Genomic DNA, 21727 nt, shown 5'->3' on the forward strand with positions numbered 1-21727 from the left:
CGGCGCGGGGGGGGGGGGGGGGGGGGGTGGCGCCGGGGGGGGGGCCCGGGGGGCCCCCCCCCCCCCCGGGGGGGCGGGCCGCGGGGGGGGGGGGGGCCCGCCCCCCCCCCCCCCCCCCCCCGCCCTCTGTACGACCGTGGCGCGTGAGCCGCCGGCGGCTCAGCTGAAGGAGTCGCCGCAGGCGCAGGAACCCGTCGCGTTCGGGTTGTCGATGGTGAAGCCCTGCTTCTCGATCGTGTCCACGAAGTCGATGGTGGCGCCGCCCAGGTACGGGGCGCTCATGCGGTCGGTGGTGACCTTGACGCCGTCGAAGTCCTTCACCACGTCGCCGTCGAGCGAGCGCTCGTCGAAGAAGAGCTGGTAGCGCAGACCGGAGCAGCCGCCGGGCTGGACGGCGACGCGCAGCGCGAGGTCGTCACGGCCTTCCTGGTCGAGCAGGGCCTTGACCTTGGCCGCGGCGGCGTCGGTCACGATGATGCCGTCGGTGACGGTGGTGGTCTCGTCCGATACGGACATCTACATCTCTCCCGGGTTGTACGGAGACTGCTTGCCGACGGTTTCAACCGGCCGGGCCGCGGATTCATTCCGGGGTCCAACCCGTGTCTTGCCCCTCGGCCTTCCCTTCATGCTCGCACACGCCCCGGGAAGCGGACAGCGGCTCCGGCGCCGGGATTCACGTCACACCGACACTATGGGCGTCGTCAAACTGACGTGAACCGGTTATGATATATAGCGTCAGTTCGACGAAAAGTAGAAAGGGTAGGTGTCGTGACCACCGCCCAAACCCAGGAGCTCGACGTACAGCCGTCGCCCCTCGCCCTGCTGCTTCTCGGCCGCGAGGCCGACCCGAGGAGCGAGCGCGGTGTGGAGTGCCCCGGCGACCTGCCCTCGCCCTCCGACCCCGACCTGGTCGCGCGCGCCCGCGCGGCCAAGGAGAAGCTCGGGGACAAGGTCTTCGTGCTCGGTCACCACTACCAGCGCGACGAGGTCATCCAGTTCGCCGACGTCACGGGTGACTCCTTCAAGCTGGCCCGGGAAGCGGCCGCGCGCCCGGAGGCGGAGTACATCGTCTTCTGCGGTGTGCACTTCATGGCGGAGTCGGCCGACATCCTGACCTCCGACGACCAGAAGGTGGTCCTGCCCGACCTGGCCGCCGGCTGCTCCATGGCGGACATGGCCACCGCCGAGCAGGTCGCCGAGTGCTGGGACGTGCTGACCGAGGCCGGGATCGCCGAGCAGGTCGTACCCGTCTCGTACATGAACTCGTCCGCGGACATCAAGGCGTTCACCGGCAAGCACGGCGGCACCATCTGTACGTCGTCCAACGCCGAGCGCGCCCTGAACTGGGCCTTCGAGCAGGGCGAGAAGGTGCTCTTCCTGCCCGACCAGCACCTCGGCCGCAACACCGCGGTGCGGGAGATGGGCATGTCGCTGGAGGACTGCGTCCTCTACAACCCGCACAAGCCGAACGGCGGGCTGACCGCCGAGGAACTGCGCGCCGCGAAGATGATCCTGTGGCGGGGTCACTGCTCGGTGCACGGCCGCTTCAGCCTCGACTCGGTGAACGACGTGCGTGAGCGCATCCCGGGCGTGAACGTCCTGGTGCACCCCGAGTGCCGGCACGAGGTCGTGGCGGCGGCGGACCACGTCGGCTCGACCGAGTACATCATCAAGGCCCTGGAGGCGGCCCCGGCCGGCTCCAAGTGGGCCATCGGGACCGAGCTGAACCTGGTCCGGCGGCTGGCGAACCGTTTCGCTTCCGAGGACAAGGAGATCGTCTTCCTGGACAAGACGGTCTGCTTCTGCTCGACCATGAACCGCATCGACCTGCCGCACCTGGTCTGGGCGCTGGAGTCCCTCGCCGAGGGCACCCTGGTCAACCGCATCGAGGTCGACAAGGAGACCGAGGCCTTCGCGAAGCTGGCGCTGGAGCGGATGCTCGCCCTGCCGTAGGGGGCCCTCTCCCACCCGCCCGTCAGGTGCGGGGCTGTCGAACGGCTCAGGTCCCGCCCGGCCACCTTCGGTGTCGGGCGGGACCTGAGCCGTTCTCGCGCGGTCAGACGTTCGCGGGCTCCGGTTCGTCCGATGCCTGCGACGGGGACGGCGCGTCGCCGTCCTTCTTCGCCGCCTTCTTCTTCGCGCGCCGCTCCTTGCGCAGTTCCAGCATCGCGTAGAGCGTCGGCACCAGCAGCAGGGTCAGCAGGGTCGACGTGATCAGGCCGCCGATCACCACCACCGCCAGCGGCTGGGCGATGAAGCCGCCCTCGCCGGTGATGCCCAGCGCCATCGGGAGCAGCGCGAAGATGGTCGCCAGGGCCGTCATCAGGATGGGCCGCAGACGGTGCCGGCCGCCCTCGATCACCGCTTCGACGACGCCGTAGCCCTGCTTGCGGTACTGGTTGATCAGGTCGATCAGCACGATCGCGTTGGTGACCACGATGCCGATCAGCATCAGCATGCCGATCATCGCCGGGACGCCCATCGGGGTGCCCGTCGCCAGCAGCAGGCCGATCGCGCCGGTCGCCGCGAACGGGATCGACACCAGCAGGATCAGCGGCTGGGCCAGCGACCGGAAGGTGCCGACCAGCAGCATGAACACGATCGCGATCGCCGCGAGCATGGCCAGGCCCAGGTTGACGAACGCCTCGTCCTGGTCGGCGGTGACGCCGCCGATCTCGGCCGTGGCGCCGGCCGGCAGGTCCAGCGCGTTGATCTCCGACTGGAGTTCCGTGCCCACCGCCCCGGTGTTGTCTCCGGTCGGCTTGGCGGTGACGGTCGCCGAACGCTGCCCGTCGATGCGGGTCATCGACACCGGACCGTCCACCAGCTCGACCATGGCGATGTCGCCGAGCTTGGCCGGACCCAGGTTCAGGGCCTTCAGCTGGGCCAGCGTCTCGGCCGGCTGGGCCGACCTGATGACGACGTCGCGCTCGGTGTCCTCCAGGACCGCCTTGGCCGCCGGGGTGCCGCGTACGGCCTGGGCGACGGCCGCGCCGAGCGTCTGGTCGGTGAACCCGGCCTCGGCGGCCTTCGCGTTGGCCTTGACCGAGATGCGCGGCACGCTCTGCGCCAGGTCGCTGGTCACGTCGGTGACGTCGTCGAGCCCGGCGACCGTCTTGCGGACCTCCTCGGAGGCCTCACGCAGCACCTGCGCGTCGGCCGCCTTGACGACGACGCTCAGGTCCTGGCTGCCGAAGCCGCCACCGGCGCCGACCGTGGTGGTGCCGATGCCGTCGAGCTTCGCGAGCCCGTCCTCGATGTGGTCCTGGACGTCCTCGGTGGACGCCGAGTCCTCCAGCATGAGCTGGTACGTGGCCTGGTTGGTGTCCGTGCCGCCGCCGAAGGCGGCCATGAAGCCGGACGAACCGATGGTGACCTGGAAGTCCTTGATGCCCTCGGTCTCGCCGAGCAGCTTCTCGACCTTCTTGGCCTGGGCGTCCGTCGCCGCGAGGCTGGTGCCCGGCTCCAGCTCCTGGCTGATGCTCAGGACCTTCTGGTCGCCCTGGTCGAAGAAGTTCGTCTTCAGCAGCGGCGCCATGGCGAACGTGCCGATGAGCACGACGACCGCGATGGCCAGGCTGGACAGGCGGCGGCGGGTGGCGAAGCCCAGGACGGAGACGTAGAGGCGCTGGAGGCGGCTCTTGGCCTCCTTCTCCTCGGCCAGCCGGCGGGCCTCGTCCGCGTCCTCGGGCGTGTCCTTCGGCGGCCGCAGGAACCAGTACGACAGCACCGGGACGACCGTCAGCGACACCAGCAGGGAGGCCAGCAGCGCGGCGGTCACGGTCAGGCTGAAGGAGCCGAACAGCTCGCCGACCATGCCGCCGACCAGGCCGATCGGCAGGAACACGGCCACCGTGGTGAGCGTGGCGGAGGTGACCGCTCCGGCGACCTCGCGGACCGCCTTGAGGATGGCCTCCCGGCGCTCCTCGCCGTAGCCGAGGTGCCGCTTGATGTTCTCCAGGACCACGATCGAGTCGTCGACGACCCGGCCGATGGAGATGGTCAGGGCGCCCAGCGTCAGCATGTTCAGCGACAGGTCGCGGGTCCACAGGACGATCAGGGCGAGCACCACCGACAGCGGGATGGAGACCGCGGTGACCAGGGTGGAGCGGATCGACGCCAGGAAGACCAGGATGACCAGGACGGCGAAGACCAGACCGAGGCCGCCCTCGGTGGTCAGGCCCTTGATGGCCTTGGACACCGCCGGCCCCTGGTCGCTGACCACGGTGAGCGTCGCGCCGGAGCCGAGCTGCTCGCGCAGTTCGGGGAGCTTGTCCTCGACGGCGTCGGAGATCGCGACCGCGCTGCCCTCGTGGTCCATCGTCACGGCGACGGCGAGGGACGGCTTGCCGTCGGTACGGGTGAGGGAGGTGGCCTTGGCCTCCTCCTCCTCGACGGTGGCGACGTCACCGAGGCGGACCGGCTTGTCGACGCCCTCGCCGGTGACCATGAGGTCCTGGATCTGCTTCAGCGAGGTGTAGCCGCCGCCGACCTGGACGGTGCGGTTGGCGCCCTCCTCGTCGAAGGAGCCCGCGGGGACGGTCGCGCCGCCGGCCTGCAGGGACTGGGCGAGGGCCTGCGGAGCCACGCCCGCCCTGGCCAGCTTCGCCTGGTCGGGCGTGACGGTGACCTGGACGTCCCGGACGCCGTCGACCACGACCTGGGCGACCCCGTCGATGTCCTTCAGCTCGGAGACGACCGTCTTGTCGAGCTGGTCGGCCAGCGCCTGCTGGTCCTTGTCCGAGGTGACGGCGAGGACGACGGTCGGGATGTCGTCCGTGGACCCGGAGATGACCTGCGGGTCCACGTCGTCCGGGAGCTGGGCGCCGGCCCGGTTGACGGCCTGCTGGACGTCGGCGACGAGCTGCTGGGTGTCCGGGCCGTAGTCGAAGGACGCCATGATGACGGCGGTGCCCTCACTGGCCGTCGAGGTGATGCCCGAGATGCCGTCGACGGCTTCGAGACTGTCCTCGATCGGTTCGACGACCTGCTTCTCGACCACGTCCGGCGAGGCACCCTGGTAGGGCGCCAGCACGGAGACCATGGGCAGTTCGATGGTGGGCAGCAGCTGCTGCTTGAGCTGGGGGATCGCTATCGCCCCGAAAACGAGCGCGACGATCGACATCAGCCCTATCAGGGCCCGTTGCGCGAGGCTGAATCTCGACAGCCAGGACATGGATCAGGGTCTCTCTTCTGTGGCCGAGCGGAGGACGGGGCACATGCAGCGCCACACGCGGACGCCACACGTGAGCGCCCACCCCAACACCCTGGGCCATGGGTGACCCCTGTTCCCTAGGCCCCAGGTCCATTTCCTTATCCCGCGCATACTCCCGCCGCAGTACACCGGGGCCCGGGTCACTCCACCCTTGGACGTACCAGCCCGGATTCGTAGGCGATGACGACCAGCTGGGCCCGGTCGCGGGCGCCCAGTTTGGACATGGCCCGGTTGACATGGGTCTTGACGGTGAGCGGGCTGACCTCCAGCCGCTCGGCGATCTCGTCGTTGGAGTGCCCGCCGGCGACCTGGACCAGCACCTCCCGCTCACGCACGGTCAGCGTCTCCAGCCGCTCGGCGCGGGCGGGGTCGCGGTCCTCACCGGCCGTTCCGTCCTGGGCGAGGAAGCGGGCTATCAGCCCTTTGGTGGCGACCGGGGACAGCAACGCCTCGCCGCCGGCCGCGACGCGGATGGCGTTGAGCAGTTCCTCGGGTTCCGAGCCCTTGCCGAGGAAGCCGGAGGCGCCCGCGCGCAGCGACTGCACCACGTAGTCGTCGACCTCGAAGGTGGTCAGGATGACCACGCGGACATGGGCGAGGGCCGGGTCGGCGCTGATCAGGCGGGTGGCGGCGAGGCCGTCGGTGCCGGGCATCCGGATGTCCATCAGCACGACGTCGGCCCGCTGTGCGGCGGCCAGCCGGGCCGCCTCCGCGCCGTCGGACGCCTCCCCCACCACCTCCATGTCGGGCTCGGAGTCGACCAGCACCCTGAAGGCGCTGCGCAGCAACGCCTGGTCGTCGGCGAGCAGGACACGGATCGTCATACGGGGCCCTTCGAGGCATCGGCGCGGTTCCTGACCGGAAGGATCGCATGGACCCGGAAGCCGCCTCCGTAGCGGGGACCGGTGGTGAGGGTGCCGCGCACGGCGGTGACGCGCTCGCGCATGCCGAGCAGGCCGTGACCGCCCTGGCCGGTGACGGCTCCGGCGGAGACGTCGGAGTCCCTGGGAGAGACGAAGGCCCTGGCGGGCACGTCGGAGACCCTGGCAGAGGTGCCGGAGACCCTGGCGGAGGCGCCGGGGGGGCCGGCCGGGGCGTCGTCCTCGCCGCCGCCGTCGTCGAGCACGGTGACCTCGATGTTCGGTCCCACCCGGACGATGCTGACCTCGGCCTTCGCCCGCGTCCCGGCGTGCTTCTGCACGTTGGTCAGCGCCTCCTGGATGATGCGGTAGGCGGCCAGGTCGACGGCGGTGGGCCGGTCGGTGCCCTCGTCGGTACGGGCCACCTCGACGTGCAGCCCGGCGTGGTGGAAGGTGGCGACGAGTTCGCCGAGGCGGTCCAGGCCGGGGGCGGGTTCGGTCGGGGCCTCCGGGTCGTCGGACTGACGGAGCAGACCGACGGTGGCGCGCAGCTCGCCCAGCGCGGAGCGGCTGGCCTCCCGTACGTGGGCGAGGGCCTCCTTGGCCTGGTCGGGCCGCTTGTCCATGACGTGGGCGGCGACCCCGGCCTGCACGTTGACCAGGGCGATGTGGTGGGCGACCACGTCGTGCAGGTCGCGGGCGATACGCAGCCGCTCCTCGGCGACGCGGCGGCGGGCCTCCTCCTCCCGGGTGCGCTCGGCCTTCTCGGCCCGGTCCCGGATGGCCTGGACGAAGGCACGCCGGCTGCGGACGGCGTCCCCGGCGCTGGCGCCGATGCCGGTCCAGGCGAAGACGGCGAGGTTCTCCTGCGCGTACCAGGGCAGCGACCCGGCGAGCATGGCGGCGCCGGTGAGCACCGTCATGGTGAGCAGGCCGACCCGCCAGGTGGTGGGGCGGTCGGTGGAGGCGGCGACGGTGAAGAGGGCGACGACGGCGGACATGACGACGGGCGCGCGGGGCTCGCCGGTGACGCCCTCGACGATGGCGACACCGCCGGTGACCGCGAGGACCACCAGGGGGGCGCGGCGGCGGAAGACGAGGGCTGCGGCGCCGGCGGCCATGAGGGCCAGGCTGAGCACATCGGGGGTGCGCAGGGCCCAGCTGACCCCCTCGGGACCGTGCGGGTCCACGAAGGAGCCGGCGACCATGCACACCAGGACGGCGGCCGCGATGGCCGTGTCCAGGGCGTAGGGATGGGCGCCGACGGTGCAGCGGGCGCGGGCGAGGGCGCTCACCGCTGTTGACGGTGGCTGGAGCGGGCGTGTCTTCTCGGCGGGCCCGCATGCGGTGGGCGTCGGCGGGGGGCCGCGCCCCCGGACCTCCGCCTGACGGCCTCGTCCTCCATCTCCCCCACTCCCGGCATCGCCCGAGCGGGGGAACCTCCACGACGAACTGGAGGATTCACGCTCCGCCCGGAATCAGGCCGTCGTCGCTCAATAGCTCCCGAACCTCCTCCAGCGTGGCGTCCGGGGACGGCAGGATGAGGCCGGACGGCTCCAGGAAGTCGTCCGGGACGGGTTCGCCCAGCTCGCGGACCTTGGCCAGGAGGGCCTGGAGGGTCGCGCGGAAGCCGGGGCCGTCGCCGTTCTCCATCTCGGCCTGGAGCTCGTCGTCCAGCTTGTTCAGCTCGGCCAGACGGCCGTCGGCCAGCGTCAGCTGGCCCTCCCCCATGATCCGTACGATCATGTCGCCCTCCTAGGCGTGGGCTACTGCTTGTCGAAGCGCGGAGTGTCCTGCGGCTGCTGCTGGGACTGCGCCCGGCCCTCGTCCTGGCCGCCCTCGATGGCCTGCCGGTCGGAGGTGCTGCCCCCGGACAGTTCTGCCTTCATGCGCTGCAGTTCCAGCTCTACATCCGTACCACCCGAGAGCCGGTCCAGCTCGGCCTGGATGTCGTCCTTGTGCATTCCGGACTGGTCGTCCAGGGCGCCGGAGGCGAGCAGTTCGTCGATGGCGCCGGCCCGGGCCTGGAGCTGGGCGGTCTTGTCCTCGGCCCGCTGGATGGCCAGGCCGACGTCGCCCATCTCCTCGGAGATGCCGGAGAAGGCCTCGCCGATGCGGGTCTGCGCCTGGGCCGCCGTGTAGGTGGCCTTGATGGTCTCCTTCTTCGTACGGAAGGCGTCCACCTTGGCCTGGAGGCGTTGGGCCGCCAGGGTGAGCTTCTCCTCCTCGCCCTGGAGCGTGGCGTGCTGCGTCTCCAGGTCGGTGACCTGCTGCTGGAGCGCGGCGCGCCGGGAGAGCGCCTCGCGGGCCAGGTCCTCGCGGCCCAGCGCCAGCGCCTTGCGGCCCTGGTCCTCCAGCTTGGACGACTGGGACTGGAGCTGGTTGAGCTGAAGCTCCAGGCGCTTGCGGCTGGTCGCCACGTCGGCGACCCCGCGGCGCACCTTCTGCAGCAGCTCCAGCTGTTTCTGGTACGAGTAATCGAGGGTCTCGCGCGGGTCCTCGGCCCGGTCAAGGGCCTTGTTGGCCTTCGCGCGGAAGATCATCCCCATACGCTTCATGACACCGCTCATGGGCTTCGCGCGCCCCCTTCTGACCGACTCCGGCTCCAGCACCTGCGACAGAACCCACAGTACGGGCCCTGCATCCATTACCGCACTGTTCGGGGACGGATGCGCTCATCCCCAAGGACGACTGCGTACGCTCCTGGTCCGGCGTAGGGAGTAGGTGGTCCCCGGGTTGTCCGGAATGATCCGGTGCCCGAGGGCGTACGCGACGTCCCCTCTGTCCACTTACAGACGACCGGCGTTGCCGGATCGTTCCCCACCGGACTGGGGTCCACACCCCGGGACCCCGTACCCTTGGGTTTTGTGTTCCGTAGCCGTGCCAAGGAAGAGAAGGCACCGAGCCTCGTCAAGACGCCGGTGACCGACTCCAATCAGCCCCGTGACCCGCAGGCCCCCAAGGGAAGGCCGACGCCCAAGCGCAGTGCGGCCCAGTCCCAGCGCCGCAGCGTCGCCAACACCCCGATGACGCGCAAGGACGCCGCCAAGCGCCAGCGCGAGGAGCGCCGGACCGCGATGGCCCGACAGCGCGAGGCGCTGGCGAAGGGCGACGAGCGGTACCTGCCGGCCCGTGACAAGGGCCCGGTCCGCAAGTTCGCGCGCGACTTCGTCGACTCGCGGTTCAACATCGCGGAGTACTTCCTGCCGATGGCCGTGATCATCCTCGTGCTGAGCATGATCCAGGTGCCCGCCCTGCAGAACGTCGCGCTGCTGCTGTGGCTGGTCGTGATCGTCGCGATCGTGCTGGACTCGATCGTCACCGGCTTCCGGCTGAAGAAGCGCCTCGCCGAGCGCTTCCCCGACGACCGCAGGCGCGGCGCGGTCGCCTACGCGCTGATGCGCTCCCTCCAGATGCGCCGGCTCCGGCTGCCCAAGCCCCAGGTCAAGCGCGGGGAGCGGCCCTGAGCACGACGCCGTTCGCCGGGGGCGCGGCCGGTGCCTGGCTGAACAGGCTGGGCGGCCTGCGGGACGTCGTACGGCAGGAGCTGGTGGCCCGGCAGCTGGACGAGCAGATAGCCGGGCGCTTCCCGGTCGGCAAGCGGCTGCGGGTGCTCGACGTCGGCATGGGGCAGGGCACCCAGGCGCTCCGGCTGGCCCGGGCCGGGCACCAGGTGACCGGCCTGGAGCGGGACGCCACCATGATCACCGCGGCGCGCGACGCCCTCGCCGGCCAGCCCGAGGGCATCCGGGAGCGCATGCGGATCATCGAGGGCGACGGCCGGGACACCGGCGTCCACTTCCTGCCGGGCAGCTTCGACGTGGTGCTGTGCCACGGCGTGCTCATGTACGTCGAGGAGCCCGACCCGCTGCTCGCGGGGCTGGCCCGGATGCTCGCGCCGGGCGGGCTGCTGTCCCTGCTGGTGCGCAACGGCGACGCGCTCGCCATGCGCCCGGGCCTGCACGGTGAGTGGGCCGGCGCGCTGGCGGCCTTCGACACCACCATCTACCGCAATCACCTGGGCCTCGACGTCCGCGCGGACCGGCTGGCGACGCTGACGGCGAAGCTCGCCGGCATCGGCGCCCCGCTGCACACCTGGTACGGCGTGCGCGTCTTCACGGACGCGGCACCCGACGACGCCCCGGTCCCGGACGACCTGGAGATCCTGCTGGCCGCCGAGGTGCGGGCCGGCCGGACCGACCCGTACCGCGGGGTCGCGGCGCTGCTGCACCTGTGCGGGGTGCGAGGGTAGCGGCGCCCGTTCGGGTGTTCACCGGGGGCCGGGGCAGCGGCGCGCGATGAGACTCGGGGCATGGATGCTTCCCGTGCCCGTCGTGTCTGCCGTACCCGCCGTACCCGTGTGCTGCCGCGGCTGCTCTGCCCGGGCGCCGCGCTGGCCTGCTCCCTGCTGCTCGTCGCCGGCTGCTCCGACACCGGCGCCGGGTCCGGCCCGCAGGCGCGGAGCGGGCGTGAGGCCGACACGGCACAGGCCGCCGCACCGCTCGCGGCCAACGACCTCCAGGCCGACTACGAGCGGGTGATCAAGGACGTGCTCCCGTCGGTCGTGCAGATCCAGGCGGGCGACTCCCTGGGTTCGGGGGTCGTGTACGACGACAAGGGGCACGTCGTCACCAACGCGCACGTCGTCGGGGAGAACAGGGACTTCCGGGTGACGACCGCCCGCAACGAGGAAGCCCTCGCCGCCGAGCTCGTCTCCTCCTACCCCGAGCAGGACCTCGCCGTCATCAGGCTGGAGAGGGTGCCCGAGGGCATGAAGGCGGCCCGCTTCGGCGACTCCTCGAAGGTGGACGTCGGGCAGATCGTGCTGGCGATGGGCTCGCCGCTCGGGCTGTCCTCCAGCGTGACGCAGGGCATCGTCTCGGCGGTCGGACGGACCGTCACCGAGGGCAGCGGCGGGGGCGGTACGGGAGCGACCATCGGCAACATGGTGCAGACCTCCGCGGCCATCAACCCGGGCAACAGCGGAGGCGCCCTGGTGAACCTCGACGGTCAGGTCATCGGCATCCCGACGCTGGCGGCGACCGACCCGGGCCTCGGCGACAGCGCGGCGCCCGGCATCGGGTTCGCGATCCCGGCGTCGATGGTGCGGACGGTCGCCGGCCAGATCATCGAGGACGGCCGGGTGACCGACTCGGGCCGGGCGGCGCTCGGCATCACCGCCCGTACGGTCGTCGACGACGGCTACCGGCCCGCGGGCGTGGCCGTCGTCGAGGTGAGCGACGGCGGGGCCGCCGACGAGGCGGGGCTGCGGCCCGGGGACGTCGTCGTCCGGCTGGGTGACACGGACATCACCACGATCACCTCGCTGGCCGAGGCGCTGGCGCCGATGCGGCCGGGTGACCGGGTGAAGGTGACCTACACCCGCGACGACGACGAACGGACCGCCGAGGTCACGCTGGGCGAGCAGTGAGGGGGCGGGGCGGGCCCTGACCGGGCCGGCCCCGCCCGCCCGGTCAGGCCTTCGGCTCGTCGGCCGCCTCCGCCGTCTCGGCCGCCTCGGCCGCCTCGGCCTCTTCGGCGTGCAGGCTCATCGGGCCGTAGATCTCGGTGGCGTCCTCGAACAGCCGCACCTGGTCGGTGCCGCCCTCCTTGAGGTCCTTCCAGTACTCACCGATCCAGGACTCGGCGTCCCCTTGCGTCGTGAACTCCTCGGGCTGCACCGCGGGCTGGACCTCCGTCCCGTCGGCCGTCTCGAACCGCCACGTCCATGCCGCCATGTACGCCTCCAAGAAATGTGAGCACATGCAGAGCGGAAGCCGGATCTTGGTCCGGCCTCCGACCGCAGCCTATGCGCTGAGCCGGTCGCGCCGTAGAAGGCCGGGAGACAAGAGCGGCCGGGACCGGGGACGGGAGGGGCCGAGCGGGGGCGGGAGGGGGTGAGCGGGGGTGAGCGGGGAGGGGGCCGGCCGCGCTCCGTGGAGGGCCGCCCGCGCTCCATGGGGGCCTCGGGCGCGCATGTCGCGGGGTGACCGGGGAAAATCGGTGCGTGGACGTGACTCTGCTCGGCACCGGTGCCCCCGCGGGACTCCCCCGCCCCGACTGTCCCTGCGCGGCCTGTGCCGCGGCCCAGGGCGAGAACGCGCGCGCGGCGACCGCGCTGCTGGTGGACGGGGCGCTGCTGCTCGACCTGACGCCCGGCGCCGCGTTCGCCGCCGCGCGCGCCGGGCGCTCCCTGACCGGCGTACGGCAGGTGCTGTTGTCGCACCCGCACGACGGCCCCGCCGTGGAGGTGCCGGCCGGGCTGCCGCAGCCGGGGCGGGTGCCGGACGGGCGGGAGCTGGCGCTGCTGACCGGGCACCGGGTGCGGGCGGTGGCGATGGACTCGCCGGGCACCGGGTACGCCGTGAGCGGTCCGGACGGACAGCGGCTGCTGTACCTGCCGCCGGGCGGGGCGCCGGCCGGTCTGGAGGAGCCCGCCGAGACGTACGACCTGGTCCTCGCGGACGTCGTGGGGCGGCCGGACGCGCTGGCGAGGCTGCGGGCGGTGGGCGCGGTGGGCCCGACGACGGACGTCGTCGCCGTCCACCTCGGTCACGACGTGCCGCCGGGACCGGAGCTGGCGCGGCGGCTCTCGGCGGCCGGGGCCCGGGCGGTGCCGGACGGGACGACGCTGGTGGTGGGCTCCTACGAGGACGTGCCCGACGTGCCGCGGCGCACGCTGGTGCTGGGCGGTGCCCGGTCGGGGAAGTCGGTGGAGGCCGAGCGGCGGCTGGAGGCCTTTCCCGAGGTGCTGTACGTCGCGACGGGGGGTTCACGCAACGGGGACACCGAGTGGGCGGCCCGGGTCTGCGCCCACCGGGAGCGGCGGCCGGGGTCCTGGCGCACCGTCGAGACGTGCGACCTGATCCCGCTGCTCAAGGACGACGGGCCGGCGCTGCTCGTCGACTGTCTGTCGCTGTGGCTGACGGACGCGATGGACGCCGTCGGGGCGTGGGACGACGCGGAGTGGGCCGACGGCGGGGAACGGGCCCTGCGGGACCGGGTACGGGAACTGACGGAGGCGGTCCGCGGCACGCGGCGCACCGTCGTGGCCGTGTCGAACGAGGTGGGCTCGGGGATCGTGCCGGCCACGGCGTCGGGCCGCCGCTACCGGGACGAACTCGGTCGGCTGAACGCGGCGTTCGCGGGTGAGTGCGAGCAGGTGCTGCTGGTGGTGGCGGGACAGGCGCTGGTGCTGCGCGGCTGACGGGCGCCGGGTCCCACGGGCGGTACCGCGGGCCCCACGGCGGTGCCGTCGGTCCCGTGGCTGGTACTAGGGGGCTACGGGGCCACGGGGCCACGGGGCTACGGGGCCACGGGGGGCGCTACAGGCACACGAGTGGTGCACAGGGCCCGGGTGCGGTGTACCGGGCCACGGGCGGCACTACGGCGGGGCCGACGGGTACTACGGGGCCGACGGATACCGCGAGGCTGACGGATACCACGGGACTGACGGATACCACGGCGCTGACGCGTCCTTGCGCGCGATGACGCGGTGGGCCCGCGCGCCGGTGAGCACCGTGCAGCCCTGTGCCGCCAGTTCGACGCGCAGACCCGCCGGGTGCGAGGCGCCGGGGACGAGCAGGCGGCGCGGGTCCGCCACGTCCACGAGCAGATGACCGCCGGGGCGGAGCACGTGGAGGGCGGCGCGCAGTTCGGCGCGCGGGTCCGGGACGCGTTCCAGGTGGTGGAAGAGGCTGACGACGTCGTAGCGGGCGCGCAGACGGGCCGCGATGTGCGGGTCCGTCAGACGGCCGACGAACGCCTCCTCGACGCGCTCGACCGCGCGGGCGCGCAGGACGCGGTGGCTGGGGTCCAGGCCGTCGAAGGAGGTGTACGGGAAGTGGGCGCGCGCGGCGTGGGGGAAGTCGGCGTCACCGGTGCCGACGTCCAGCCAGCTCTCCGGGCCGGGGCAGCGGCGGAGCATCGCGCGGGCGGCCAGGCCGTGCCTCAGACGGACTGCGGCCCGGACCAGTGGGTGTTCCGGGCCGAGCGTGGGCGGAGGGTTGCGGAAGGCGTGCCGGCAGTCCAGGCAGCGTTCGAGGACGGATCTGCCGGGGGCGCCCCGGCTCGGTTCCTCGCGGCGCGGGCGGGTGCGCAGCCGCCGGGAGCCGCACCAGGGGCAGTCCTCGCGGCGCGGCCCGTACCGGGGCACGGGAGGCACTTGGGGTGCGGGACGCGGCGCCGAGGGGCCGGAGGGTGCGGAGGGTGCGGACATGGGCGGCTCCCGGCACGAGAGGAGGAGAGCAGACAGGAGGGCGGCATACGACAATCCGCGCAAAACGTTACGTAGGTGATCGCGATCCGGGGCGCAACGACGCCGCCCGGGCGCGGTGCGCACGGGCCCGCCGTCGTGTTCGACCGGGGCCGGTACTGTTCGGCGAATGAGCTCGCTGAATCTCGACGACTTCACCGATCTGATCGAGCGCCCCGACGGCGGGGTGCGCCGCGACGCCGAGGCGCGCCGGGAGCGTCAGGCCGTCCCGCCGGGATCGCTGGGCCGCCTGGACGACCTGGGTGAGTGGCTGGCCGCGGCGCAGTCCGCCGTACCGGTGCGGCCGGTCGAACGGCCCCGGGTGGTGCTCTTCGCCGGCGACCACAAGGTCGCCGAGCTGGGCGTCTCGGCGCGGCCCGCGGGCGGCGCCGGGGAACTGGTGCGGGAGGTTCTGGAGGGCGGCCGGCCCGTGTCCGTGCTCGCCCGGCGGCTCGGCGTGCCGGTGCGGGTCGTCGACATGGCACTGGACTGCGACCCGGAGACGTTGCCGGCCGAGGTGGCGGGGCACCGGGTGCGGCGCGGCGGCGGGCGCATCGACGTCGAGGACGCGCTGACCCTCGAGGAGGCGGAGGCCGCCTTCCGGGCCGGGATGGCGGTGGCCGACGAGGAGGCCGACTCCGGCACCGACCTGGTGGTCCTCGGTGATGTGAGCGTGGGCGGGACCACCGCGGCGGGCGTGCTGGTCGCCGCGCTGTGCGGAACGGACGCGTCGGTCGTCACCGGGCGGGGCGGGCTGGCGATCGACGACCTGGCCTGGATGCGCAAGTGCGCGGCGATCCGCGACGCGCTGCGCCGGGCCCGGCCGGTGCTCGGGGACCAGTTGCGGCTGCTCGCGACGGTGGGCGGCGCCGATCTCGCCGCCATGACGGGCTTCCTGCTGCAGAGCGCGGTACGGAAGACGCCGGTGATCCTGGACGGTGTCGTGTCGGCCGCGTGCGCGCTGGTCGGGCAGCGGGTCGCCTTCCGGGCGCCGGACTGGTGGCTGGCCGCGCACGACAGCGGGGAGCCGGGCCAGGCCAAGGCGCTGGACCGGATGGCCCTGGAGCCGCTGCTGTCCCAGGGCGTGACCGTGGGCGAAGGGGCGGGAGGCCTGCTGGCGTTGCCGCTGGTGCAGGCCGCGGCGGCGTTGGCGGCGGAGCTGCCGGAGGTCTCCGACGGTTCCGGCAGTGAGGCCCCGGTCGACGACGAGTGAGCCGACGCCGCCCCGGCCACCCCGCGTGAGTGCGGGCGGGGGGGCGTGCGGCCCCGCGCTGCCGGCCTGCCGGGACGCCCCCGCCGGCCACCGCCCACCCGTCGCTGCCCGCGGCCGGCGTGTCAGTGGCGGGTGGGGGGCGGGTCGGGGTGGCCGCCGATCCAGTCCTGGACGGCGCGGCGGGGGCCGGACCAACGGCGGTCGTGGCGGTAGGCGCGCAGCCGGGACTTGGCGCGGGCGCGCGGGCGGCGGCCGTAGAAGCGGCGGGCCCAGGGCGGGCCAGGCGGACGGCGCCGACCAGGGCGACGACGGGGACGACCACACCGAAGATCGCGAGGCGGGCCTTGCCCTTCGCCAGGGCGAGGAGGGAGAACAAGAAGTTCCCCGCGACGGTCGCGGTGACGTTGGCGCGGTCCCGCAACTCGTCCTCGGACATGCCGTCGACGCCGAACGGCGTGAATCCGGCGAGCAGCAGGCCGACCAGGGCCGCGGTGACCACCACGACCTCCACGCTCTTGCGGCCCGCCTCGGTCCAGTAGACGTCGTCGAGGTGCAGGATCAGCGCGAACTCGTCGAGGACGAGGCCCGCCCCGATGCCGAAGACCACCGCCGCCAGGGCGGAGCCGAACCCGTGCCGGCCCCCCGCGACCGCGCCGAAGCCTCCGACGACGGTGAGGACGATCCCCGGGACGACGTGGTGGATGTGCACCCCGCCGGCCCGCACGTTGCCGAAGGGGCCTTTCCCGGCCCGGATGAGGCGGGTGACGACCCGGGTGACCACGAACGTCAGCACGAAGGCCGCCAGGGCGAGGAGCAGCGGCAGCTTGCCCGGTTCCATGATGTTGCGCTGCCACCAATCTCCCATATGCGCACTTTAGCCCCGGGCGGGGCTCGTGCCCCGGTGACCGCCGGGTAGTCTGCGCCGGTGCTCAGGACCCCCTTCCCCGACGGCCTCCGTTTCGCGTTCGGCACCCTCACCGTGTTCCCGGTCAGGGTGACCCGTTGGGACCGGGAGGCGGCGCGCGGCGGCATGCTGTGCGCGCCGCTGGCCGGGCTGGCCGTCGGCGCCGCCGCCGCCGCCGTCGGGCTCCTGCTGCTGTTCCTGGGCGCGGGAAGTACGCTCGCCGCGGTCGCCACGGCCGCCGTGCCCGCCGTACTCACCCGGGGGCTGCATCTGGACGGGCTGGCCGACACCGCGGACGGGCTCGGCAGCGGGAAGCCCGCCGAGGACGCGCTGCGCATCATGAAGCAGTCGGACATCGGTCCGTTCGGCGTACTGTCCCTCGTTCTCGTGCTGCTCGCCCAGGTGGCCGCGCTGACCCAGGCCTACGACGCTTCCTGGGCGTGGGGCGCGCTCGCCGCCGTGGTCTCGGCGACCGCCGCCCGGCTGGCGCTCACGCTCGCCGCCCGGGCCGGGGTGCCCGCCGCCCGCCCGGAGGGACTGGGCGCGGCGGTCGCCGGGGTGGTGCCGGTGGGTGGCGCGCTGGCCGTCGCCGCCGTCGTCACGGCGGGCGGGGCGGCGGCGGGCGCGCTCTTCGGGACGTTCGACGGGCCGTACGGCGTGGTGCGCGCGGCGCTCGCCGTGCCGGCCGCCGCCGTCGTCGCCGAACTGCTGCTGCGGCACTGCGTCCGCCGCTTCGGCGGGGTCACCGGTGACGTCTTCGGCGGGGTCGCGGAGACGGCGGCCACCACCGCCCTCGTGGTGCTGGTCCTCGGCTGAGCCCCCGCACCCCGCGAACCCGCGACCCGCCAACCAGGGTCCGGGGGCCCGGGGTTCCAGGGCGGGGTCAGCAGGCCTCGCGCCACGCCCCCAGTTCGTACTTCTTCAGCATCGAACTCAGCCGCAGCTCACGCGAGTCGGCGCAGAACCGCTCGGCCGGCAGCTCGTACTCGACGTGGAAGACCGCCTTGTCCGCGTCGATGAACGGCTGGTTGTCGGCGCACTCGCCGTACTGGGCGCACTGCTCGTTGACCGCGAAGTCGAAGTCGTCCACCAGCTCGGGGATCTGGTCCAGGTCGTTCTTCAGCCCGACGGCCATGCCGCGGTCGTGGGCGAGCTTCGCGATGAGCCGGTTGTAGCGGAGCTGGTCGTCGGCGGTGAGGGGGAAGCCGGTCTCGTTCTTGTAGCCGTCCATGTTGTCCGGCTCGACGGCGTCGAAGCCCTTCTCCCGGCACATGTCGACGCGCTCGGCCATCAGCGGCTCCAGGACGTCCGTCTCCCGGATGTCCAGCCAGCGTTCACCCTCCCAGCCGTTGCCCTTGCCCAGTACCGACTCCGGGAAGTCGCCGGCGTCGGGGCGGAAGTCCTCCCAGGCGCCAGTGGACAGGTAGCAGATGACCTTGCGGCCGTCGTCGTGCAGCGCGGCGACCGTCGCGCCGGTGTGGTCGAAGCCGTCGATGTCGTAGACCGGCACGTCGACGGAGGTGTCGAGCTTTCCGCTGAGCTGCCACTGCCAGGCGGTGCCGGGCCGGGGCTGCCAGCGGTCGCCGCCTTCCGGTTCGGCGCCGGGGGACGACGTGCAGGCCGTGAGCAGCAGAAGCAGGGCTATCGACAGGGCCGGGCGTCTCACGGGAGTTGCTCCAGGGGCGGGGGTGGTGGCGTACGCCAGGAATGATCCCGCATCCCCGGTCCCCCGCGGGCGCGGTCCCGGGTGCCGTACACGCCGACCCGGGTGCCGTACGGCGAACCACGGGACCGCGGGAGAGAGCGATCGCGGTCGCGAGCGTAGGCTCGTGCCGGGTGTTCGCCCGCCCAGGCGGAGACCGCACCGCAGGAGGGATCCAGGGTCGGTTGTCGGGCCCGGTCGACCCACCCGCATTCGGCCATACATGACTTCATACGGAAGCGAGATTTCACCACCGTGACTGCTCTCACTCTCTCCACCGCCGCGGCGCCCGGCCTGCGGGCCGACGCGATCGTGATCGGTGTCGCCAAGGGCAACAAGGGCCCGGTCGTCGCGCCGGGCGCCGAGGCCGTGGACAAGGCGTACGACGGCCGGCTCGCCGGCGTCCTGGAGACCCTCGGTGCCTCCGGCGCCGAGGGCGAGGTGACGAAGCTGCCCGCGCCGGCCGGCTTCAAGGCACCCGTCGTGGTGGCGGTCGGCCTCGGCACCGTGCCCGAGGAGGACGCCGGGTTCGACGCCGAGGCGCTGCGCAGGGCCGCCGGCGCGGCCGCCCGCGCGCTCACCGGCTCCAAGAAGGCCGCCTTCGCCCTGCCGCTGGCCGAGGCCGCCGACGCCGGCGCCGTCGGCGAGGGCGTGCTGCTCGGCGCGTACTCCTTCGAGGCCTACAAGGAGTCCGGCAAGGACCCGAAGGCGAAGAACGGCAAGGCCCCCCTGGCCGAGGCCGCGCTGCTGGGCGGCAAGCCCCGCGACAAGGCGTACAAGGCGGCGATCGAGCGCGCCGCGGCCGTCTGTGAGGAGCTGAACCGCGCCCGCGACCTGGTCAACACCCCGCCGAACGACCTCAACCCCGAGGCGTTCGCGGCCGTCGCGCAGGCCGCCGCCAAGGAGCACGGCATCAAGGTGCAGGTGCTCGACGAGAAGGCGCTCGTCAAGGGCGGCTACGGCGGCGTCCTCGGCGTCGGCGCCGGTTCGGCGTCGGGTCCGCGCCTGGTGAAGCTGTCGTACACGTCGTCCAAGGCGACGAAGTCCCTCGCCTTCGTCGGCAAGGGCATCACCTACGACTCGGGCGGCATCTCGCTGAAGCCGGCCGGTCACAACGAGACCATGAAGTGCGACATGGCCGGTGCCGCCGCCGTGTTCGCCGCGGTCGTCGCCGCCGCGCGCCTCGGCCTGGAGGTCAACGTCACCGGCTGGCTGGCGCTGGCCGAGAACATGCCCTCGGGCTCCGCGACCCGCCCGGGTGACGTGCTGCGCATGTACAGCGGCAAGACGGTGGAGGTGCTCAACACCGACGCCGAGGGCCGGCTCGTGCTCGCCGACGCGCTGTGGGCGGCCTCGCAGGAGAAGCCGGACGCGATCATCGACGTGGCGACCCTGACCGGCGCGATGATGGTGGCGCTGGGCAGCCGGACGTACGGGATCATGGCGAACGACGACGCGTTCCGTGCCGCGGTGCACGAGGCGGCGGAGGAGGTCGGCGAGCCGGCGTGGCCGATGCCGCTGCCGGAGCACCTGCGCAAGGGGATGGACTCGGCGACCGCCGACATCGCGAACATGGGTGAGCGGATGGGCGGCGGTCTGGTGGCCGGCCTGTTCCTGCGCGAGTTCGTCGGTGAGGGCATCACCTGGGCGCACCTGGACGTCGCGGGCCCGGCCTACAACGAGGGCGGCCCGTTCGGATACACCCCGAAGGGCGGGACCGGTACGGCTGTGCGGACCCTGGTGCGGGTCGCCGAGCAGGTCGCCCTCGGCGATCTCGGATGACGTTCGCCCGATAGCTCGGGGTGCGGGTGATTCGGCGGCCGCGAGCCCGTCGCGGATTGTCGCGGATTGTCGTGAGCCCGTCGCGGTTTGTCGCGAGCCCGCGGCGAACCCGCGGCGGGCCGAGGACCGAACAGGGCCCCGCACCCCTGGTGGGCGTCGCCTCCTCCCCCGTCGCAGGGAAACGTGGGACGTCTCACACCCCGGCCCCACGTCTCGTCCGCCCCCTACAAGTGCGAAGATGGGGCTCGGCAGGACAGGGCCCACCCAAGGGCCGAGAACAATGAGCGGCCGGACACCAGCCGCCGACCGGTCACTGGAGACCGGCGTGGCGCACATGCATGGAGGACGTGACGTGGCGAACGACGCCAGCACCGTTTTCGACCTAGTGATCCTCGGCGGTGGCAGCGGTGGTTACGCCGCGGCGCTGCGCGGGGCCCAGCTGGGCCTGGACGTCGCCCTGATCGAGAAGGGCAAGGTCGGCGGTACCTGCCTGCACAACGGTTGCATCCCCACCAAGGCTCTGCTGCACGCGGGTGAGATCGCCGACCAGGCCCGCGAGAGCGAGCAGTTCGGTGTGAAGGCCACCTTCGAGGGCATCGACATGGCGGCCGTCCACAAGTACAAGGACGACGTGATCGCGGGCCTGTACAAGGGCCTGCAGGGTCTGATCGCCTCGCGCAAGGTGACCTACATCGAGGGTGAGGGCCGGCTGTCCTCCCCCACCTCCGTCGACGTGAACGGCCAGCGGGTCCAGGGCCGCCACGTCCTGCTGGCGACCGGCTCCGTGCCGAAGTCGCTGCCGGGCCTGGAGATCGACGGCGACCGGATCATCTCCTCCGACCACGCCCTGGTCCTGGACCGCGTGCCGAAGTCCGCGATCGTCCTGGGCGGCGGCGTGATCGGCGTCGAGTTCGCCTCGGCGTGGAAGTCCTTCGGCACCGACGTCACGATCGTCGAGGGCCTCAAGCACCTCGTGCCGGTCGAGGACGAGAACAGCTCCAAGCTGCTGGAGCGCGCCTTCCGCAAGCGGGGCATCAAGTTCAACCTGGGCACCTTCTTCCAGAAGGCCGAGTACACCCAGGACGGCGTCAAGGTCACCCTCGCCGACGGCAAGGAGTTCGAGGCCGAGGTCCTGCTCGTCGCCATCGGCCGCGGCCCGGTCTCGCAGGGCCTGGGCTACGAGGAGGCCGGCGTCGCCATGGACCGCGGCTACGTCCTCGTCGACGAGTACATGCGGACCAACGTCCCGACCGTCTCCGCCGTCGGTGACCTCGTCCCGACCCTCCAGCTCGCGCACGTCGGCTTCGCCGAGGGCATGCTGGTGGCGGAGCGGCTCGCCGGCCTGAAGACCGTCCCGGTCGACTACGACGGCGTGCCGCGGGTGACGTACTGCCACCCGGAGGTCGCCTCCGTCGGTATCACCGAGGCCAAGGCCAAGGAGATCTACGGTGCGGACAAGGTCGTCGCCCTGAAGTACAACCTGGCGGGCAACGGCAAGAGCAAGATCCTGAAGACCACGGGCGAGATCAAGCTCGTCCAGGTCAAGGACGGTGCCGTGGTCGGCGTCCACATGGTCGGCGACCGCATGGGCGAGCAGGTCGGCGAAGCCCAGCTGATCTACAACTGGGAGGCGCTGCCGGCCGAGGTGGCCCAGCTCGTCCACGCCCACCCGACGCAGAACGAGGCGCTCGGCGAGGCCCACCTGGCGCTGGCCGGCAAGCCCCTGCACTCCCACGACTGACCTCCCTCGGTCACTGGGCGCGACGACACAGACTTCCGCAATTCTTAAGGAGCAAC

The 21727-nt window shown here is 72.7% G+C and carries 18 protein-coding genes and 1 pseudogene; 9 read left to right on the forward strand and 10 right to left on the reverse strand.

The genetic code is table 11. The annotated features are described in order from the left end of the window. Positions 1–159: 159 nt before the first annotated feature. Positions 160–516: an iron-sulfur cluster assembly accessory protein gene (locus ACH4NX_RS08450; protein ID WP_279566575.1), complete on the reverse strand. Its 357-nt coding sequence runs from the start codon at positions 514–516 to the stop codon at positions 160–162. A 252-nt stretch (positions 517–768) separates the two neighbouring features. On the opposite strand from ACH4NX_RS08450, the gene nadA reads away from it, so the two are divergent. Then, positions 769–1953 (forward strand): quinolinate synthase NadA, encoded by a 1185-nt coding sequence (gene nadA / locus ACH4NX_RS08455; protein ID WP_351392332.1) that lies wholly within the window; start codon positions 769–771, stop codon positions 1951–1953. 103 nt (positions 1954–2056) lie between these two features. Here the strand turns inward: nadA and ACH4NX_RS08460 are convergent, their stop codons facing one another. From ACH4NX_RS08460 to ACH4NX_RS08480, 5 genes are all read right to left on the reverse strand, one after another. Next, positions 2057–5176, reverse strand: a complete 3120-nt coding sequence (locus ACH4NX_RS08460; protein WP_398127741.1) for an efflux RND transporter permease subunit — start codon at positions 5174–5176, stop codon at positions 2057–2059. 179 nt (positions 5177–5355) lie between these two features. Further along, positions 5356–6039: a response regulator transcription factor gene (locus ACH4NX_RS08465; protein WP_351392338.1), complete on the reverse strand. Its 684-nt coding sequence runs from the start codon at positions 6037–6039 to the stop codon at positions 5356–5358. Beyond that, complete coding sequence (locus ACH4NX_RS08470) at positions 6036–7370, reverse strand: histidine kinase (protein ID WP_351392341.1); 1335 nt, start codon at positions 7368–7370, stop codon at positions 6036–6038. Before ACH4NX_RS08470 ends, ACH4NX_RS08465 begins: the two co-directional genes overlap by 4 nt. A gap of 166 nt (positions 7371–7536) precedes the next feature. After that, complete coding sequence (locus ACH4NX_RS08475) at positions 7537–7821, reverse strand: hypothetical protein (RefSeq protein ID WP_351392344.1); 285 nt, start codon at positions 7819–7821, stop codon at positions 7537–7539. Between the two features lie 20 nt (positions 7822–7841). Beyond that, complete coding sequence (locus ACH4NX_RS08480; protein WP_351392346.1) at positions 7842–8633, reverse strand: PspA/IM30 family protein; 792 nt, start codon at positions 8631–8633, stop codon at positions 7842–7844. Positions 8634–8903: 270 nt separating this feature from the next. On the opposite strand from ACH4NX_RS08480, the gene ACH4NX_RS08485 reads away from it, so the two are divergent. The 3 genes from ACH4NX_RS08485 (at position 8904) to ACH4NX_RS08495 (ending at position 11506) form a co-directional block, all read left to right on the forward strand. Beyond that, the gene (locus tag ACH4NX_RS08485; protein WP_351392519.1) at positions 8904–9542 is read left to right on the forward strand and encodes a DUF3043 domain-containing protein; all 639 of its coding nucleotides are present in this window, start codon (positions 8904–8906) and stop codon (positions 9540–9542) included. A gap of 83 nt (positions 9543–9625) precedes the next feature. Beyond that, a complete protein-coding gene (locus ACH4NX_RS08490; protein WP_351392349.1) occupies positions 9626–10327 on the forward strand; it encodes a methyltransferase domain-containing protein in 702 nt (233 codons plus the stop codon). 60 nt (positions 10328–10387) lie between these two features. Beyond that, positions 10388–11506, forward strand: a complete 1119-nt coding sequence (locus ACH4NX_RS08495) for a S1C family serine protease (RefSeq protein WP_398127742.1) — start codon at positions 10388–10390, stop codon at positions 11504–11506. Positions 11507–11549: 43 nt separating this feature from the next. Here the strand turns inward: ACH4NX_RS08495 and ACH4NX_RS08500 are convergent, their stop codons facing one another. Next, positions 11550–11813: a hypothetical protein gene (locus ACH4NX_RS08500; protein WP_398127743.1), complete on the reverse strand. Its 264-nt coding sequence runs from the start codon at positions 11811–11813 to the stop codon at positions 11550–11552. Positions 11814–12082: 269 nt separating this feature from the next. Here ACH4NX_RS08500 and ACH4NX_RS08505 point away from each other — a divergent pair, with 269 nt between their 5' ends. Further along, positions 12083–13282 carry a bifunctional adenosylcobinamide kinase/adenosylcobinamide-phosphate guanylyltransferase gene (locus ACH4NX_RS08505; protein WP_398127744.1) on the forward strand — a complete coding sequence of 400 codons (1200 nt, stop codon included), beginning with the start codon at positions 12083–12085 and terminating at the stop codon, positions 13280–13282. Positions 13283–13480: 198 nt separating this feature from the next. Here the strand turns inward: ACH4NX_RS08505 and ACH4NX_RS08510 are convergent, their stop codons facing one another. After that, on the reverse strand, positions 13481–14293 hold the full coding sequence (locus tag ACH4NX_RS08510) for a class I SAM-dependent methyltransferase (protein WP_398127745.1): 813 nt from the start codon (positions 14291–14293) through the stop codon (positions 13481–13483). A 166-nt stretch (positions 14294–14459) separates the two neighbouring features. On the opposite strand from ACH4NX_RS08510, the gene cobT reads away from it, so the two are divergent. Continuing rightward, positions 14460–15542, forward strand: coding sequence for a nicotinate-nucleotide--dimethylbenzimidazole phosphoribosyltransferase (cobT, locus tag ACH4NX_RS08515; protein ID WP_351392364.1), 1083 nt, complete (start codon positions 14460–14462; stop codon positions 15540–15542). 122 nt (positions 15543–15664) lie between these two features. Here the strand turns inward: cobT and ACH4NX_RS08520 are convergent. Continuing rightward, positions 15665–16407 (reverse strand): annotated as a pseudogene (locus ACH4NX_RS08520) (hypothetical protein). A 60-nt stretch (positions 16408–16467) separates the two neighbouring features. Here ACH4NX_RS08520 and ACH4NX_RS08525 point away from each other — a divergent pair. Then, positions 16468–17262, forward strand: coding sequence for an adenosylcobinamide-GDP ribazoletransferase (locus tag ACH4NX_RS08525; RefSeq protein WP_398127746.1), 795 nt, complete (start codon positions 16468–16470; stop codon positions 17260–17262). 67 nt (positions 17263–17329) lie between these two features. On the opposite strand, the gene ACH4NX_RS08530 is transcribed toward ACH4NX_RS08525, so the two are convergent. Next, positions 17330–18112 carry an endo alpha-1,4 polygalactosaminidase gene (locus ACH4NX_RS08530; protein ID WP_351392370.1) on the reverse strand — a complete coding sequence of 261 codons (783 nt, stop codon included), beginning with the start codon at positions 18110–18112 and terminating at the stop codon, positions 17330–17332. 291 nt (positions 18113–18403) lie between these two features. Between ACH4NX_RS08530 and ACH4NX_RS08535 the strand changes: the two genes are divergently transcribed. Beyond that, on the forward strand, positions 18404–19930 hold the full coding sequence (locus ACH4NX_RS08535) for a leucyl aminopeptidase (RefSeq protein WP_398127747.1): 1527 nt from the start codon (positions 18404–18406) through the stop codon (positions 19928–19930). A 352-nt stretch (positions 19931–20282) separates the two neighbouring features. Beyond that, positions 20283–21671: a dihydrolipoyl dehydrogenase gene (gene lpdA / locus ACH4NX_RS08540; RefSeq protein WP_351392373.1), complete on the forward strand. Its 1389-nt coding sequence runs from the start codon at positions 20283–20285 to the stop codon at positions 21669–21671. The last annotated feature ends 56 nt before the right edge of the window (positions 21672–21727 follow it).

Source organism: Streptomyces sp. NPDC017225 (assembly GCF_044331465.1).
In the GTDB taxonomy this organism is placed as follows: domain Bacteria; phylum Actinomycetota; class Actinomycetes; order Streptomycetales; family Streptomycetaceae; genus Streptomyces.